The sequence below is a fragment of the Micromonospora sp. NPDC004540 genome, from assembly GCF_040610095.1.
Classification (GTDB): Bacteria; Actinomycetota; Actinomycetes; order Mycobacteriales; family Micromonosporaceae; genus Micromonospora.
This window is the reverse complement of the sequence record NZ_JBEXLR010000003.1, coordinates 35,790-50,520: the sequence shown is the minus strand read 5'-3', so window position 1 is coordinate 50,520 and position 14,731 is coordinate 35,790. Positions and strand designations below refer to the sequence as shown.

The following is a 14,731-nucleotide window of genomic DNA, read 5'->3' as shown; positions in this document are numbered from 1 at the left end:
CCCCACCCGCCCGGGTCAGGGGCGGGTGTCGGCCACCACCACGGGCCGCTCGCCCGGAGCCACCCCGTCGAGCGGCGAGGCGGTGGGCCGCTCGCCGGCCAGCACCCGGTCGGGCCGGACCCGGACCAGGCCGCCGGTGGCGTCGGTGTGCAGCGCCGCCCCGTTGCGGGTCCAGGCCACCGCACCGGCGACCGCCGGGCCGGCCGGCTGGGTCGCGGTGGCGTCGCCGAGGCCGGCCAGGTCGACGAGCAGGGCGCTCTTGCGCGCGTTGAGCAGCAGCCACCGCCCGTCGGCGGAGACCCCGCCGAGGCCGTCGGTGGCCAGCGCCGGGCCGCACCCGGTGCGGACCGGGGTGAGGTCGCGGGCCGGGTCGAGCAGGGCCACGCAGGGCTGCCGGGGCGTGCCGGCGGAGACCAGGCCCACCACCCGGCCGTCGGGCAGCGCGCCGTAGACGGTGAGCACGTCCCGGTTCGCCCCGCCCGGCACCCCGCCCCCGGACCGCCGCCAGACGCTGACCCCGCCGTGGTCCGGCTGACGGACCAGCACGGCGTCGCCGGCGAAGCCGACCGGCGTCGCTCCCTCCGGGGCCGCCGTCCGGCTGCTGGCCAGGAGCTGGCCGCCAACCACGCCGGCGGCGGTCAGGTAGGGGCCGTCGCGCCAGGCGACCTGCCGCCCGTCGGCGGCGACCACCACCGCGTCCGCCCCGGCGAGCAGCACCTGCGGCGCGCTGCCGTTGGGCGGCACCCACCAGAGGGTACGGCCGGCCGGGGTGGCCGCCGAGGTGACCAGCCAGCCGCCGTAGTCGGGGACCCGCTGCGCCCGCTCGACGCCGCTCACCCCGGTCAGTTCGCGGTGCTCGCCCCCGCTGGTGTCCAGCCACGAGCCGATGATCAGGTCCAGCTCGGCGCGGACCGGCCCCTTCCCGGACGCCGGGCTGGAGGCGGTGGGCAGCGGGGAGGCCGAGAAGCCACCCGGGTCACCGAGCACCACGGTCGGTGGGCCGCCGTGCCCGCTCGGCCCGCCGAGCTGGGCCATGCCGGTGGTGACCAGCGCGGTCGCCACCCCGGCCAGGGCGAGCCCGGTCAGCGTGCGACGCCGGCCGGTGCGCCGGGCCCGCCGGAGCGCCACGCCGGCCGGGTCGGCGGCGAGTGGCCGGGGCGTGGCGACGCGGCCGGCCAGCGTCTGCCGCAGCGCCCGCTCCAGCTCGTCCTCGGTCACGGGGAATGGACGCTTCGGGCCGCCCGTCTGGTTGTCGCAGGAGTTCGGTGCGCGGCTCATCGGGACTCCACCGGCACGGACGCGGCGGGTCGCGCGGGAGCCGCCGCGCCGGGGAGCGCGGTCGGCCGGACCACCGGCGGCACCGGGGTCGGCGGCGGCGCGGCGGGCTGCCGGAGCACCCGCGGCGGGGTACGCGGCGCGGGCGGCGCGACCTTCTCCTCCGGCTCGGTGGGCAGGCCGAGCGCGGCCTCGGAGCCGAGCCGGCGGCGCAGCGTGTTCAGCGCCCGGGAGGTCTGGCTCTTCACGGTGCCCGGGGAGATCTCCAGCAGCGCGGCGGTCTGCGCCTCGGACATGTCCTCGTAGAAGCGGAGCACCAGCACGGCCCGCTGCCGGGCCGGGAGCGCCTGGAGGTGCCGCCACAGCGCGTCCCGGTCGAGCTGCTGCTCGATCTCGTCGACGCCGGCCCGCTCGGGCAGCACCTCGGTCGGGCGTTCCCCGTGCCACCGGCGGCGCCACCAGCTCGTCGAGGTGTTGACCAGGACCCGGCGGGCGTACGGCTCGATGGCGTCGATCCCGCCGAGCCGTTTCCAGGCCAGGTAGGTCTTGGTGAGCGCGGTCTGGAGCAGGTCCTCGGCCGTCGCCCAGTCACCGGCCAGCAGGTAGGCGGTGCGGAGCAGGGCCGCGGATCGGGCCGCGACGAAGTCGCGGAACTCCTCCTCCAGCGGGTCCCTGCTCGCCACGCTCACCTCCGCACCCGGTCCTGCCTGGCAGGCTCCCACGGAAGCGGCAGCCGGGTCGACGGCAAAAGGTGCGCAGTTCCTCCGATGTTCGGACGAAAACCTTCAGGCGCCGTCGTCGGCCTTGGCCTCGTCGGCCTCCTTGCCCAACCGCGCCTCGACGGCCTGCGGCTCGTACATCTCTTCCACGACGCGCAGGTAGAGCTCGTTCGGGTTGGGCAGGTTCTTGATCTCGCGGAGCGCCTGCTCCTGGCCGGCCGACTCCAGCACGAAGGTGCCGTAGTTGAGCGCGCGGCCGGTCGGGGTCTGCTCGTACTTCATGTCGGTGACCCGGACCAGCGGCATCATCGCCACCCGGCGGGTGATGATCCCGTTGACGACCATGACCCGCTTGTTGGTGAGGATGAAGCGGTCGTACCACCAGTCGGCGACCCGCCAGGCGACCCAGCCCATCACGGCGAACCAGAGCAGCACGGCGACGGTGGTCAGCGCCCCGACGTCGCGCCCGGCGAGGAAGCCGGAGAGGTAGCCGAGCACGAACGTCGCCGCGATGCCGACGATGATCGGCGTGGAGAGGTGGATCCAGTGCCGCTTCCACTCGCCGCGGTAACGCTCGGTGGGGAAGAGGTAACGCGCGACCAGCGAGCTGGGCTCGTCCTCCAGCGGCAGGACCCGGCGGGGGGCCATGCCGGAGGCGTCGGCGCGCAGGCCGGCCAACTCCTCCTCGGAGATCTGCGGGTCCTGGTAGCCGGCCTCCGGGTCGCGGATCCAGGCGCGGCCGGACCGCCCCTCCCCGGCGAACCCCGGCCCGTCGCCGAAGGCGGCGTCGTCCGATAGGGAGGGACCGCCGCCGTAGCCGGAACCGGAGCCGTAGCCCGGGCCGTCGTCGGGGTCGATCCGCGGGATCGGCTCGGTGTCGCGCTCCCGGCGCTCCCGGTCGGGATCGTCGGGGTCGAAGGGTGGACCGGAGGGGCTTCCCATCGGCGGCTACGCGACCAGGTTGGTGAAGAAGTCGCCGAAGCCCTGGGCGATGTCCATGATGCCGCCACCGAGGGACTTGGCGACGTCCGCAGCAGAGTTGGGCCGGTAGGCGATGAAGAAGATCAAGAATGCGACCAGGGCCCAGGTGAGGACCTTCTTGACCATGGTGGGCCATCCTCTCGCGCGGCGCCGGGCCCCATTTTCACCGGGGGTACCCAGAGTATCAGTGCAGTGTCGTAGAGTGAATATCCGCGTCCGGTCTCCGACCCGCCGGTGCCGGCCGTTCAGGCCCGCCCGTGCAGGTACGGAGATGGTGCGCCGTACACGAGTTCGGGCGGTGTCCACTCGGTGAGGTCGTGCAGCACGACTTCTTCCGCGAGGAGGTGACCCGCACTCGCCGGCCAGGCTATCGCATGGAGCCACATTCCCCGAGCCTCGCCGGCGTACGCGCTTCGATCCGTCGGGGAATGCACGAGCCACAGTGGAGTGGGGTGACCCCCCACCCGGATCTTGGCGTGCGGCAGCCGTTCGGGGTGACCTGGGCCGGGATCGGCCAGCGCCTCCGCAACCTCGGGCCCGGGATCGGGGCCGGGCAGGCCGGCCAGGCGGGAGCCCAGCCCGACGCCCGGCTCCTCGGCGACGAAGAGCAGGTCGGCCGGTCCACCGTCGAGCGGGGCCGGGCCGGCGCAGGCCACCGCCGTGGCGCGCACCCCGGACCGGTCGTCCCCCGCCCAGGCCACCCCGGTCAGCGTCCACCCGGTGGGCAGCGGCCACGGGCACCAGAGCGGCACCCCCGGCCGCCCGGCCGGGTCGGCGTGGGCGGCCACCCGCTCCACCACGCTCGCCATGATCTCGGCACCGATGTGCTCCGGCACGTGCAGCGGCGGCACCGGGCCGCAGCGCAGGCACCGGTATTCACCGTGCATCAGGTCCGGCTCCCGGACCGGGCCCGCGCACCTGGGACAACTCACCGCGACACTCACGCCTTCACCGTCACCCGGGACCGGCGGGCCGTCAAGCGGAGCGGCCGGATCGGTCACTCCGGGGGCGGTCCGGCGTACTCCCGGATCCAGGCGTGCATGGCGATGCCGCTGGCCACGCCGGCGTTGATCGAGCGGGTGGAGCCGTACTGGGCGATCGAGAAGAGCTGGTCGCAGGCGGACCGGGCCACCTCGGATAGGCCCGGGCCCTCCTGGCCGAAGAGCAGCACGCAGCGCCGCGGCAGGGTGCCGCTCTCCAGCGGCTTCGAGCCGGGCAGGTTGTCGATGCCGACCACCGGCAGCCGCTCCTCCGCCGCCCAGGCCACGAACTCCTCGATCGTCGGGTGGTGCCGGACGTGCTGGTAGCGGTCGGTCACCATGGCGCCCCGCCGGTTCCACCGCCGCCGCCCGACGATGTGCACCTCGGCGGCGAGGAAGGCGTTGGCGTTGCGGACCACCGTGCCGATGTTGAAGTCGTGCTGCCAGTTCTCGACGGCCACGTGGAAGTCGTGCCGGCGCCGGTCCAGGTCGGCCACCACGGCTTCGCGCCGCCAGTAGCGGTAGCGGTCCACCACGTTGCGCCGGTCGCCCTCGGCGAGCAGCTCCGGGTCGTAGCGCGGGTCGTCCGGCGGGTCGCCGGGCCAGGGCCCCACACCCACGTCGAGCTGGTCGTCGGTCACGGTCTGAAGAGGGTACGGCCCGCAGCGCCGCGCCCGCGGGACCGGGTGTCGGGTGTCCGTCGACGCGCGGGGCCGCGGGCCGGGCCGACGCCACCTAGGCTCCGGTCGAAGAGGGGGTGCGCGATGCGGACACGGATGCGGGGCGGCGCGACAGTGGTCCTGCTGGCTAGCCTGCTGGCGGCCGGCTGCGGTCCGGCCGCCGGGCGGGCCGGCTCGGGCGGCGCGCCGACCACGATCGCGGGCACGAGTGCCGCCGCCGGGCCGACGCCCGGCGCCTGGCCGAACGCCAGCGCCCAACCCGTCAAACAGGTGCTGCGCACCGGCATCCGGATCGGCGACGACGAACTGCTGCTCAGCCCTGCCCGCGACCACATCGTCGACCTCGCCTGGTTCGACACCCGCACCGGCCGCTACCACGGCCTGCCCGAGGACGAGAACTTCCGCTCGGCGCTCGGCGGCGACCGCGCCCTGCCCTTCTTCGAGGTCCGCGAGCGGCCCGGCCCGGACGGCCGGCTGATCACGTACGGCTTCGCCTCGACGCCGGTGGCCCGGGCGACCATCGCCCAGCCGGGCTACCCGACCACCACCCTCGCGCTGGCACAGTGGGGCGGGGACGACCCGTCGACTCTGTTCTGGGCCGCCCGCCCGGGCCGGCCGCTGACCGCGGAGGTGCCCACCGACCAGCGCGCCGTCTGCACCCTCTACGACGCGGCGGGACGGGTGATCGCCCGGCTGGTTCTCGCCGAGACGCGGTACGAGAACAAGGGCGGCTGACCGGAGACCCACGTGCCCCTCGGCGGCTCGGACCCATCAGCGCAGGTCGAGCGCGCCACCGAGGCGGTCGAGGAAGCGCCGGTCGGCGGGGCTCGGCGGGGTGTCGCCGGCCCGGCACACCCGGGCCGCCACCGACTCCACCCACTGCCGGTACGCCGCCGAGTCGGCGGGGTCGGCGCGCCGCCGGAGCACCCGCACCGCGGCCCGGGCGGCGGCGAGCAGGTCGACCAGGTCGGTGAGGCGCTCGTCCCGCTCGGCGGCGCCGTCGTGGCGGGCGTAGATCGCCGCGACCACGGCCCGGATCAGGTCGCTGTCGAAGGCCCGGCCGGCCGCCACCGCGTCCAGCCCGGCGAGGCCGGCCGCGACGCCGCGCGGCGGGCGGCCGGGAGCGGGCGAGGCGGCGGCGACGAGGACCCGTCCCGGCAGGTCGGTCAACAGGTCCCACTCCGCCGCGGAGTAGACGGCGGTGGTCAGCGGTGCGGCGCGGCGGCCGGCAGAGGGCGGCTCTCCGGCGACGGAGTGGCTCATGGGGACCTCCGGCGTCAGCATATGCCCCGGAACGGAAAAAGGGCCCCTTCCCCGCGGATCGGAAAAGGGGCCCTTCCGGGCGTACGCGAGAGGTCAGCGCGGCTCGGGGAAGCTGGGCCGCTCGGGGTCGACACCCTCGGGCAGCGCGGCGGCCGCGTACTCCTTCTTGGGGACCATGACCTTGCGGCGGAACACGCAGACCAGCGTGCCGTCCTGGTTGTAGCCCCGGGTCTCCACCGCGACCACGCCGCGGTCCGGCTTAGAGGAGGACTCCCGCTTGTCGAGGACCGTGGTCTCGCCGTAGATGGTGTCGCCGTGGAAGGTCGGGGCGACGTGCCGCAGCGACTCGATCTCCAGGTTGGCGATCGCCTTGCCGCTGACGTCCGGCACGGACATGCCGAGCAGCAGCGAGTAGATGTAGTTGCCGACCACCACGTTGCGCTTGAACTGGCTCGCCGACTCGGCGTAGTGGGCGTCCATGTGGAGCGGGTGGTGGTTCATGGTGAGCAGGCAGAAGAGGTGGTCGTCGTACTCGGTGACCGTCTTGCCCGGCCAGTGCCGGTAGACCGCGCCGACCTCGAACTCCTCGTAGTAGCGGCCGAACTGCATCCTTGTCCCCTTCGACGGGCGGCGATGGAGTTCGGCACAGCATGCCTTACCGCTTGTTAAGGCGGTGAGCGGGGCGCTGCCGGTGCGGAAAAGTCACACCCGGACCGACCCGGGTGGAGACGCAATGAGCGGCGGGGCCCTCCCCGGCACCCGCCGCCCACGCTCTGATGGCAGAGATTCTGCCGTACGCCGGTACTGTATCGACAGAGACGGACGTCACATTTATCTTTTCGTAACACTACTCGTAGTGATTCGTGATCACTCCACAAGCGATCTCCGCCGGCCGGATCACCGCTTGTCAGGCGTCAAGTTACCGATTCGTAGCGTGCACTCAGCGTGATCTCTCTGGAAGCGCTCCCATCACGTCCCGTCACGCAAATGCGTCGTGCACTTGCGGTTCGCAGGGGGGGCGGAAACCGACCGCGCTCGATGCGCCCCAGCGTCACCGTCGGGCTGCGGAGCGTTTCGTCGCGCACGTCACGGGAATGCGGAGACATCCACCCTGGTTCCACGGGACGTAGGTAAATCGCGCTGATCGGAGAGTGCAATGGCAACGGTTGAACTGACCACGGCCAACTTCGACGAGGTGACCGAACGCGACGGCATCGTCCTGCTCGACTTCTGGGCGGACTGGTGCGGCCCGTGCAAGCGCTTCGCCCCCGTCTACGAGCGCTCGTCCGAGAAGCACCCGGACATCACCTTCGGCAAGGTCGACACCGAGGCGGAGCAGGAGCTGGGCGCCAAGTTCAACATCAGCTCCATCCCGACGGTGATGGCGATCCGCGACGGCGTGATCGTCTACGCCCAGCCGGGCGCCCTGCCGGAGTCGGCCCTGGAGAACCTGATCGAGCAGGTCCAGCAGCTCGACATGGACGACGTCCGCAAGAAGCTCGCCGAGCACGGCCACAAGCACTGAGCCGACCGGCTCCGACACACCGGCCGGGTCCCCGCGGCGGGGACCCGGCCGGTGTCGTCCGCACCCACCCGGAAGGCCCGGAAAGAGCGATACGGGCAGCCAGGAATGGACGACGGACCGACGCCTTCCGGTCATGTCCTTCCCGTATCGTCACCAGCCGATGGAGACCTTGACCACCCGCGGGCGTGCCGTCCGGCTGGGCGCCACGCTGCTCGGGCTGGCGCTGCTCCTCCTCGGCACGCTGCGCGGAGCCGACGACCACTTCCCGTTCGGGCCGTTCCGGATGTACTCCACCTCCGACCCACCGGACGCGCCCGCCCCAGACACCCGGGTCGAGGGCGTCGACCGCACCGGCGCCGTGGTGCCGCTCGGCCAGGACGCCACCGGCATCCGGCGCGCCGAGATCGAGGGCCAGCAGGGCCGCTACGCCACCGACCCGAGCCTGCTGCGCCGGGTCGCCGAGGCGTACGCCGAGCGCCACCCGGCCGCACCCGCGCTGGTCGAGGTCCGCATCGTGATCCGCTGGTACGACATCCAGGGCGGCCGCCCGACCGGCCGCTGGACCGACCGCACGGCCGTGCGCTGGGAGTCCGCCCCGTGACCGGCTGGCTGACCGAGGCGGTCCCGCGTGGCCGGGTGGCCGCCTTCCGCACCCTCGTCTACCTCTTCGTCGCCGCCGACCTGGTGGTCTTCACCCCCTGGGTCCGCACCCGGGTCGACGTGCCCGGCGACCTCTACCAGCCGCTGCTGATCGGCCGGCTGCTCCCGCTGCCCACCCCCACGCCCGCCCTGGTCGGCGTGATCTTCTGGGTGCTGCTGGCGGTCTCCCTGCTCGCCGCCACCGGCCGGGCGCCCCGGCTGCTCGGCTGGACGGTCTTCGCCCTCTACTTCGAGTGGATGATCGTCGCGATGAGCTACGGCAAGGTCGACCACGACCGGTTCGGTCTGCTCGTCGCGCTGGCCGTCCTGCCCACCGCCGGGCGGGCCCGGCACGGCGACCCGACCCGCACCGAGGCGGGCGGCTGGGCGCTGCGGGTCACCCAGATCGCGGTCATCTGCACCTACTTCCTGGCCGCGTGGGCCAAGTTCCGCTTCGGCGGCCTGGACTGGGCCACCGGCTCGGTGCTGGCCCGGGCGATCATCCGGCGCGGCACCGACCTGGCCGACGTGATCGCCCAGGTGCCGCACCTGCTGATCGTCGCCCAGTTCGGCATCCTGGCCTTCGAGTTGCTCAGCCCGCTGGTCTTCCTGCTGCCGGAGCGGTGGCGGCTGGCCGCGGTCGGCTTCTTCTACTCGTTCCACCTGGTGACCATCGCGACGATCACCATCTCGTTCGCCCCGCACCTGGTGGCGATGACCAGCTTCCTGCCTCTGGAGAAGGTCCGCCCGATCGCCTGGCTCGGCCGCCGGAGGTCACCGGCCCCCCTCGGCGAGCTCGGCGAGCATCCCCTCGCAACTGCGGACGACGACCTGGGCGCCGCGCCGCTGGGCCAGGCGTAGCAGCGGATCCTCCGCACGGTTCCGCCACCGCCACTGCGCCTCCGCGGCGACCTCCCAGAGCCGGTGCACCGTCGCGTCGTGCTCGACGCCGAGCCGGGCCGCCAGCCCGAGCCCGTCGCCGCCGACCAGCCGTGCCGCCTCGGCCGCCAGCTCGGTGTCGAAACCGAGCCGGCTGGTCCGCAGCGCGGCGAGCAGGCGCAGCTCGCGGAACTCGTGCGCCCCGACGAGGATCTGCTCGACGCGGCCCAGCAGCTCGTCCGCACCCCGGCCGGGCTCGGCGCGCAGCAGCGCCTCCACGGCCGCCAGCGCCGACCGCGCCTTGAGCGTGTCCCGCCGGTCGACGAGGAAGCGGGCCATCGACTCGCGCAGCTCGGTCAGGCCGCTGCGCCGGATCAGCTCGGCGGAGAGCTTCGCCCGGCTGTCGCAGCCGGTACGGACCAGCGTGGTCGCCAGCCGGATCCCGAAGAGCCCGAGCCGGGCCAGCAGCCCGGCGCGTACCCCGGCGTCGAGCCGGACGGGCAGGTCGCCGCGCACGAAACGATCGGCCGAGAGCAGGTGCGGCTCCAACTCGGGACGGGGCACCCGGGCCAGCTCGGCGAGCACGGCGTAGTCCGACTCGCTGAGGATCCGGCCGGCCAGGCCGAGCAGGCCGCTGCACGGCACGACGTGCACGCTGAGCTCGTTCACCCGGGGGTCGCGGTGCTGGCGTCGGGCCAGCCGGCGGGCGGTGAGCAGCCCGTCGATCCGGCCGCCGCCGGTCTCGTCCACGCGGGACAGCACCATGATCACATTCACTGCGGCGGCCTGCCCCACCGCGCTCTCCCGGCTGGTCTCCAGCACCCGCAAGTCGCTGTCACGGCCGTCGCGGGTCAGGTACAGCACCGCGTCCGCGTCCCGCAGCACCCGCTCCATCACCGGCGCCCGCCCCTGCTCGTCGAGGCCGGTGGCCGGCGTGTCGATGAGCGTCACCTGGCGCAGCGTCCGGGTCGGCCACTGCACCACGATGTCCCGCAACTCGCCCGCCCGCCGGCCGACCAGGTCCACCCGCATCCCGGTCGCCGACTTGACGATCGCCAGTTCCTGCGGCGGCTGGCCGGTCGCGTACGCGGTGGCGCGCGGCTGCGGCCCGTCCTCGTACCAGGCGAACACGGCGCTGCCGGCCACCCCGTCGACCGGGGCGACCTCCTCGCCCATGATCGCGTTCAGCAGGGTCGACTTGCCGGACCGCCACGGGCCGGCGACCGCGATCCGCAGCGGTTGCTCCAGCCGGGCCAATTGGTGCCGCAGGTGGTCCGTCGCCCTCGGGTTGTCCCGGTAGTGCTGGAGCGCCTGGTGCAGCAGCCCCCACACCGCCTCGTCCAGCCGCAGCCCGACTGTCATGGCCGGGGTTCCAGCGGCGCCGGGGCGGGCCGGGCGGCGGTCAACTGCTGGGCCTGCTCGAAGAGCCCGGCCAGTCGGGTCATCTTCAGCCGGATCTCGCGCTGCCGCTGGTCGCGGACGGCAGCGTCGGTGTCGGCGGCCTGCTTGGCGCTGCGGAACGACCGGATGATGGCCTCCTGGAGCTCCTCGGTCAGCGCGGTGAAGTGGTCCCGCAGCATCCGCTGCACCTGCCGGACGGCGTCCCGGCGGTCCTTGGTGATCCGGACGAAGAAGTCATCGACGTGTCGCTGGATCGCCGTCTTGACCACCGCCTGGCGGCGGCGGAGCAGTTGCCTGCTCTCGTCGCGGATGCTCTTGCCGCCGAACAGCGCGCCGACCCCGACCGAGAGCGGGTTGATCATGGGCATCCCGGCCAGCGTGGTCGCCAGCCCGACCATCAGCAGGCCGCCGTACGAACCCCGCATGCCGCTGATCAGCTTCTGGCTGGTGGTGAACCGGTCGATGGTGGGCCGTTCGATCTCCGGCAGGCGATCGCCGAGGTCCGCCGCCGTCGTCATCGACCAGGGCGGCAGCACGTCCCCGCCGTACCGGGCGAAGACGTCGGCCACCCGGCGGGCGGCCCAGTCGCAGCGCCGGGCCAGCCACTCGTGGTTGGCCTCCGCCGCCTCCAGCAGGCTGCGCTCCAGCCACTCCTGGAAGGTGTCCCAGCCGACCAGCGGATCGGCGCTCTCGAACGCCTCATCGACCTCGCGCAGGATCCGCCGGGTCCGGTCGCGCAGGTCGTACTCGATGTCGGAGAGCAGGTCGGCCATCTCGTCGGCGAGGGTGTTCTGCCACCGGGTGGAGCAGCGACGCAACTCGTCGACCTCACGTTGCGCCGCGTGCAGGCGGGAGATCGGCCCGGACTGCTCCTCGACCTCCTGGCTCTCCAGCTCGGCGCGCAGCGGCGCGGCGAGCTGTTCCACCACCGTGCGGGCGATCACGCCGACCGCGGCACGGGCCAGGCGATCGGACTTGCCGGCGAGGTCCCGCTGCAACCGGGCCATCAGCACAGGAAAGCCGGACTCGGCGTTGAGTTCCCGGTCGTCGGCGACGGCCGCACGCAGCCGGAGGGCCGCCGAGACCGGGATGACCGGCGCCGGCACGCCGGCTTCGGCGAGGTGCTGCCGGTTGCGCTCGGCGACCGCACGCCAGTCGGGCACGAGATCCGTCTTGGTCTGCACCAGCACCACGTTCGTGTGCGACCGCGCGACGTGCAGCAGCATGGTCAGCTCGCCGGCCGACAGTTCCCGGGTGGAGTCGGAGACCAGCAGCACGGTGTCCGCCCCCGCCGGCGCCGCGGTCGGACCGACGGCGCCCAGCGCGGCCACCTCCTCGGTGCCCGGAGTGTCCACCAGCACCAGCCCGGAGCCGAGCAGCGCGCGCGGCAGTCCGATCTCGACGTACGCCGGGCCGCCGCCGGGCCGGCGGCCGACCGTGCCGGCCACCCCGGCGGCGACCTGGTCCAGCGGCACCGGGGTCCGCTCGCCGGTCACCGGGAGCGCCGCGCCGGCGGGCCGGCCCGGTGCGGCGGCCGGCGCCTGGACCACGGCGGCCGACGGCACCTCGGCGTGCCGCACCACAGTGGGCAGCACCGTGGTGCGGCCGTCCCCGACCGGGCAGGCCGGCGCGTTGACGATGGCGTTGATCAGCTGACTCTTGCCCTGCTGCGACTCGCCGATGACCAGCACGCGCAGCCGCGGGTCCAGCAGTTGGACCCGCTTCTGCCGCACCGTCTGGAGCAGGTCGCCTCGCCCGTGTGCGCCGCACGTACGGGCGATCTCGTCGAGCACATCCAGCCAGATCCCCGTGATCACGCACCAAGTGTGCGGATTTCGGCGCAATTATCAAGAGGGTCGCGATCGGCAGACGGAGCGGGAGGCCGGATCGTGCCTCCCGCCCCTGCCTGAGCCCTCGGTCAGAGCAGGCCGCCGAGCAGACCGCCGTCGGTCGAGCCGTGCACGTCACCGTGGATCCCCGCGCCGTCCACCCCGGCCCCGCCGCTCACCCCGTCGGTGATCCCGCCGGTCAGGCCGCCGACCGTGCCCGTCACGCCGCTGACCGTGCCGGTGACGCCGGACAGGGTGCTGTCGACCTGGTGCGTCACACCGTCCACGGTGGCCGGCACGTGCACCGGCGGGACCACACCGGAGCCGTCACCCAGGCCGAGCCCGCCCAGGGTCTGGTCGACGCCGAGCGAGCCGACGACGCCGTCGACCTGGGCCTGCGTACCGGAGAGGATGCCCAGGTCGCCGCCGAGCACGCCGCCGTCGTGCAGCAGATCGGCGCCGGCCGTGGCGCCGAGCGGGTCGCCGACCATCCCGGCGACGTCGCCGACGACCGGGTCGGCGACGGTGTCCACGGCGCCCACCACGTCCGAGTCCAGGGTGTCCGCCACGTCGTGCACCCCGGTCAGGTCGGTGCCCAGGCCGCCCGGCCCGATGCCCAGGCCGATGCCCGGGACCAGGGACGCCCCGGCGTACAGGCCGGCCGGGTCGACCGCGATGGCGCCGAGCGCGCCGGCCGACACGTCCACACCGCTGTGGGAGCTGTTGACGCCGATCTGGTGCGGCACCGCCTGGAGCTGGCTGACCACGTCGGTGGCGTCGCCCGCGAGCGGGTCGAGCCCGAGCTGCCCGGCCACCGGGGCCACCGGCGCGAGCCCCGCGGCGCCGGGGGCGTAGTCGACCACCAGCGGGACGACGTCCTGCACGTCGGCGGCGGTGACGTCGGTGAGCCCCGCGGCCTGCAGCGCACCCTCCGGGTCGAGGTCGAAGGCCGACCGCGCGTCGGGGTCGGTGAGCAGGTTGAGCACGAAGTCGTGCAGGGTCTGGTGCGAATCCATGGGGGCTCTCCTCGAACGTAGCGTCAGCACCGTCGTGCCGCGACAGTGACGCTATGGCCGGGGGTGCGGGGTCGTCATCGGGGCGCGACCCGCATCCGGCCCCGTCTCATTAGGGTCATCGACCCCTCGGGCGTTAGGGGGACAGGGGGAGCCGGGGCGGCCGGAGTTAGGGTACCGGGTCGGCGACGATCTCTGGTACGAACGTAGGAGCCCACGGGGCTCGCCGGGGGTGGGTCGCCACGGTGCCGACACCGTTGCCAGGGCCACTCGCGGTGGAGGAAGAACGAATGCCCTACGTCCTGGGGTTGGACATCGGAAACACCGGCACGGCCGCCACGGTCGCACGTCGGCGCGGCGGGACCTGGGCCCGCCCCGAGGTGGTCGCGCTGGGCGGCGGGTCGGCCGTCGTACCGTCGGTGCTGCACCTGGCACCCGACGGGTCGCTCCTGGTGGGCGAGCCGGCCACCGACGACCGCAGCCGCACCACCCGGGACTTCGTCCGCCGGGTCGGCGACGACGTGCCCCTCCTGCTCGGCGGCGAGCCGTGCCCGCCGGAGACGCTGGTCGCGGAGCTGGCGGCGTGGGTGGTGCACCGCGTTTCCGCCCACGAGGGCGGGTTCGCCGAGGCCGTCGTGCTCAGCCACCCGGCCGGGTGGGGCCCGCACCGGCGCGAACTGCTGCACCGGGCGCTGTGGGATCTCGACCTGCGCACCGTGACGCTGCTGCCCAGCACCGTCACGGTGGCCGAGAGCCATGCTTCGCGGGGCTTCCCGGGCAGCACGGCCGCGGTCTACGCCCTGGGCGGCAACACCTTCGAGGCGGCGCTGGTCCGGCGCAACGCGCGGGGCAGGTACGAGACCTTCGGCCTGCCACAGGGCCTGGCGACGCTCGGCGGCACCGACTTCGACGAGGCGCTCGCCGAACACGTGCGGGGCGCCCTCGGCCGCGAGCTCGCCGGGGAGGCGTACCCGAGCCTGCCCGGGCTGCTGGCGGAGTGCGACCGGGTCAAGCGTGAGCTGACCGTCGGTACGGAGACCGACGTCATGCTGACCCTGCCGACCGGGCCGGTCCGGGTGCCGGTGACCCGGGCGCAGTTCGAGGAGATGATCCGACCCGCGGTGCGGGCCACCGTCGACCTGCTGGTGCAGACCGTGCACTCCGCCGGCCTGACCCCGACGCAGCTCGACGGCGTCCTCTTGGCCGGCGGCTCGGCCCGGATCCCGCTGGTCACCGAACTGCTCGGCGCGGCCCTGCCGGTCCCGGTCGAGGTGGAGCCCGATCCCCAGCTGACCGCCGCCACCGGGGCGGCGCTCGCCGCCTGCCAGGTGGTGTCACCACGGTCCCGCCGCCCGGCGCCGGCCCCCGCCCCGGCGCCGGTCAGTGACGCCGGACCGGCCGTTCCGGCGTGGCGGCACGCCGAACCCGACCAGCCCGTCCACGGCGAGCCGCCGGCCCGTCCCCCGGTTCGGATCACCCCGCTGAACCTGCCGAAGGCGTCCCGCCTGGTGCTGGCCCGGGGCCGGGACCGGGACCGCGAAGGATGA

The 14,731-nt window shown here is 74.1% G+C and carries 16 protein-coding genes; 5 read left to right on the top strand and 11 right to left on the bottom strand.

Annotation, left to right across the window (positions count from 1 at the left end; all coding sequences use genetic code 11):
- Positions 1 to 15 precede the first annotated feature (15 nt).
- The 6 genes from ABZV78_RS01795 to ABZV78_RS01770 form a co-directional block, all read right to left on the bottom strand.
- Positions 16 to 1,278 (bottom strand): hypothetical protein, encoded by a 1,263-nt coding sequence (locus ABZV78_RS01795; protein ID WP_355634869.1) that lies wholly within the window; start codon positions 1,276 to 1,278, stop codon positions 16 to 18.
- On the bottom strand, positions 1,275 to 1,958 hold the full coding sequence (locus tag ABZV78_RS01790) for a SigE family RNA polymerase sigma factor (protein WP_355634868.1): 684 nt from the start codon (positions 1,956 to 1,958) through the stop codon (positions 1,275 to 1,277). The genes ABZV78_RS01795 and ABZV78_RS01790 overlap by 4 nt, the downstream gene beginning before the upstream one ends.
- A gap of 102 nt (positions 1,959 to 2,060) precedes the next feature.
- Positions 2,061 to 2,936 carry a PH domain-containing protein gene (locus ABZV78_RS01785; RefSeq protein WP_355634867.1) on the bottom strand — a complete coding sequence of 292 codons (876 nt, stop codon included), beginning with the start codon at positions 2,934 to 2,936 and terminating at the stop codon, positions 2,061 to 2,063.
- A 6-nt stretch (positions 2,937 to 2,942) separates the two neighbouring features.
- A complete protein-coding gene (locus ABZV78_RS01780) occupies positions 2,943 to 3,101 on the bottom strand; it encodes a hypothetical protein (protein ID WP_167537080.1) in 159 nt (52 codons plus the stop codon).
- A gap of 119 nt (positions 3,102 to 3,220) precedes the next feature.
- Complete coding sequence (locus tag ABZV78_RS01775) at positions 3,221 to 3,907, bottom strand: DUF6758 family protein (RefSeq protein WP_355634950.1); 687 nt, start codon at positions 3,905 to 3,907, stop codon at positions 3,221 to 3,223.
- Between the two features lie 65 nt (positions 3,908 to 3,972).
- Complete coding sequence (locus tag ABZV78_RS01770) at positions 3,973 to 4,596, bottom strand: RNA methyltransferase (RefSeq protein ID WP_355634866.1); 624 nt, start codon at positions 4,594 to 4,596, stop codon at positions 3,973 to 3,975.
- 123 nt (positions 4,597 to 4,719) lie between these two features.
- Here ABZV78_RS01770 and ABZV78_RS01765 point away from each other — a divergent pair, with 123 nt between their 5' ends.
- Positions 4,720 to 5,370: a hypothetical protein gene (locus ABZV78_RS01765; protein ID WP_355634865.1), complete on the top strand. Its 651-nt coding sequence runs from the start codon at positions 4,720 to 4,722 to the stop codon at positions 5,368 to 5,370.
- Positions 5,371 to 5,406: 36 nt separating this feature from the next.
- Here ABZV78_RS01765 and ABZV78_RS01760 read toward each other — a convergent pair whose 3' ends face one another.
- Together ABZV78_RS01760 and ABZV78_RS01755 are read right to left on the bottom strand one after the other, a co-directional pair.
- Entirely contained in the window at positions 5,407 to 5,898 is a 492-nt protein-coding gene (locus ABZV78_RS01760) for a hypothetical protein (protein WP_355634864.1), read from the bottom strand.
- Positions 5,899 to 5,991: 93 nt separating this feature from the next.
- Entirely contained in the window at positions 5,992 to 6,507 is a 516-nt protein-coding gene (locus ABZV78_RS01755; RefSeq protein WP_091314480.1) for a MaoC family dehydratase, read from the bottom strand.
- 547 nt (positions 6,508 to 7,054) lie between these two features.
- On the opposite strand from ABZV78_RS01755, the gene trxA reads away from it, so the two are divergent.
- The 3 genes from trxA (at position 7,055) to ABZV78_RS01740 (ending at position 8,923) form a co-directional block, all read left to right on the top strand.
- Positions 7,055 to 7,423 carry a thioredoxin gene (gene trxA, locus ABZV78_RS01750; RefSeq protein ID WP_355634863.1) on the top strand — a complete coding sequence of 123 codons (369 nt, stop codon included), beginning with the start codon at positions 7,055 to 7,057 and terminating at the stop codon, positions 7,421 to 7,423.
- Between the two features lie 160 nt (positions 7,424 to 7,583).
- Positions 7,584 to 8,024 carry a hypothetical protein gene (locus ABZV78_RS01745; protein WP_355634862.1) on the top strand — a complete coding sequence of 147 codons (441 nt, stop codon included), beginning with the start codon at positions 7,584 to 7,586 and terminating at the stop codon, positions 8,022 to 8,024.
- Positions 8,021 to 8,923, top strand: coding sequence for an MFS transporter permease (locus ABZV78_RS01740; protein ID WP_355634861.1), 903 nt, complete (start codon positions 8,021 to 8,023; stop codon positions 8,921 to 8,923). The genes ABZV78_RS01745 and ABZV78_RS01740 overlap by 4 nt, the downstream gene beginning before the upstream one ends.
- On the opposite strand, the gene ABZV78_RS01735 is transcribed toward ABZV78_RS01740, so the two are convergent.
- The 3 genes from ABZV78_RS01735 to ABZV78_RS01725 all read right to left on the bottom strand — a co-directional run bounded on the left by ABZV78_RS01735 (position 8,837) and on the right by ABZV78_RS01725 (position 13,187).
- The gene (locus ABZV78_RS01735; protein ID WP_355634860.1) at positions 8,837 to 10,303 is read right to left on the bottom strand and encodes a dynamin family protein; all 1,467 of its coding nucleotides are present in this window, start codon (positions 10,301 to 10,303) and stop codon (positions 8,837 to 8,839) included. The two genes, ABZV78_RS01740 and ABZV78_RS01735, sit on opposite strands and share 87 nt — an antisense overlap.
- Complete coding sequence (locus ABZV78_RS01730; protein ID WP_355634859.1) at positions 10,300 to 12,159, bottom strand: dynamin family protein; 1,860 nt, start codon at positions 12,157 to 12,159, stop codon at positions 10,300 to 10,302. Before ABZV78_RS01730 ends, ABZV78_RS01735 begins: the two co-directional genes overlap by 4 nt.
- 101 nt (positions 12,160 to 12,260) lie before the next feature.
- Entirely contained in the window at positions 12,261 to 13,187 is a 927-nt protein-coding gene (locus tag ABZV78_RS01725; protein WP_355634858.1) for an IniB N-terminal domain-containing protein, read from the bottom strand.
- A gap of 287 nt (positions 13,188 to 13,474) precedes the next feature.
- On the opposite strand from ABZV78_RS01725, the gene ABZV78_RS01720 reads away from it, so the two are divergent.
- Entirely contained in the window at positions 13,475 to 14,731 is a 1,257-nt protein-coding gene (locus ABZV78_RS01720) for an Hsp70 family protein (RefSeq protein ID WP_355634857.1), read from the top strand.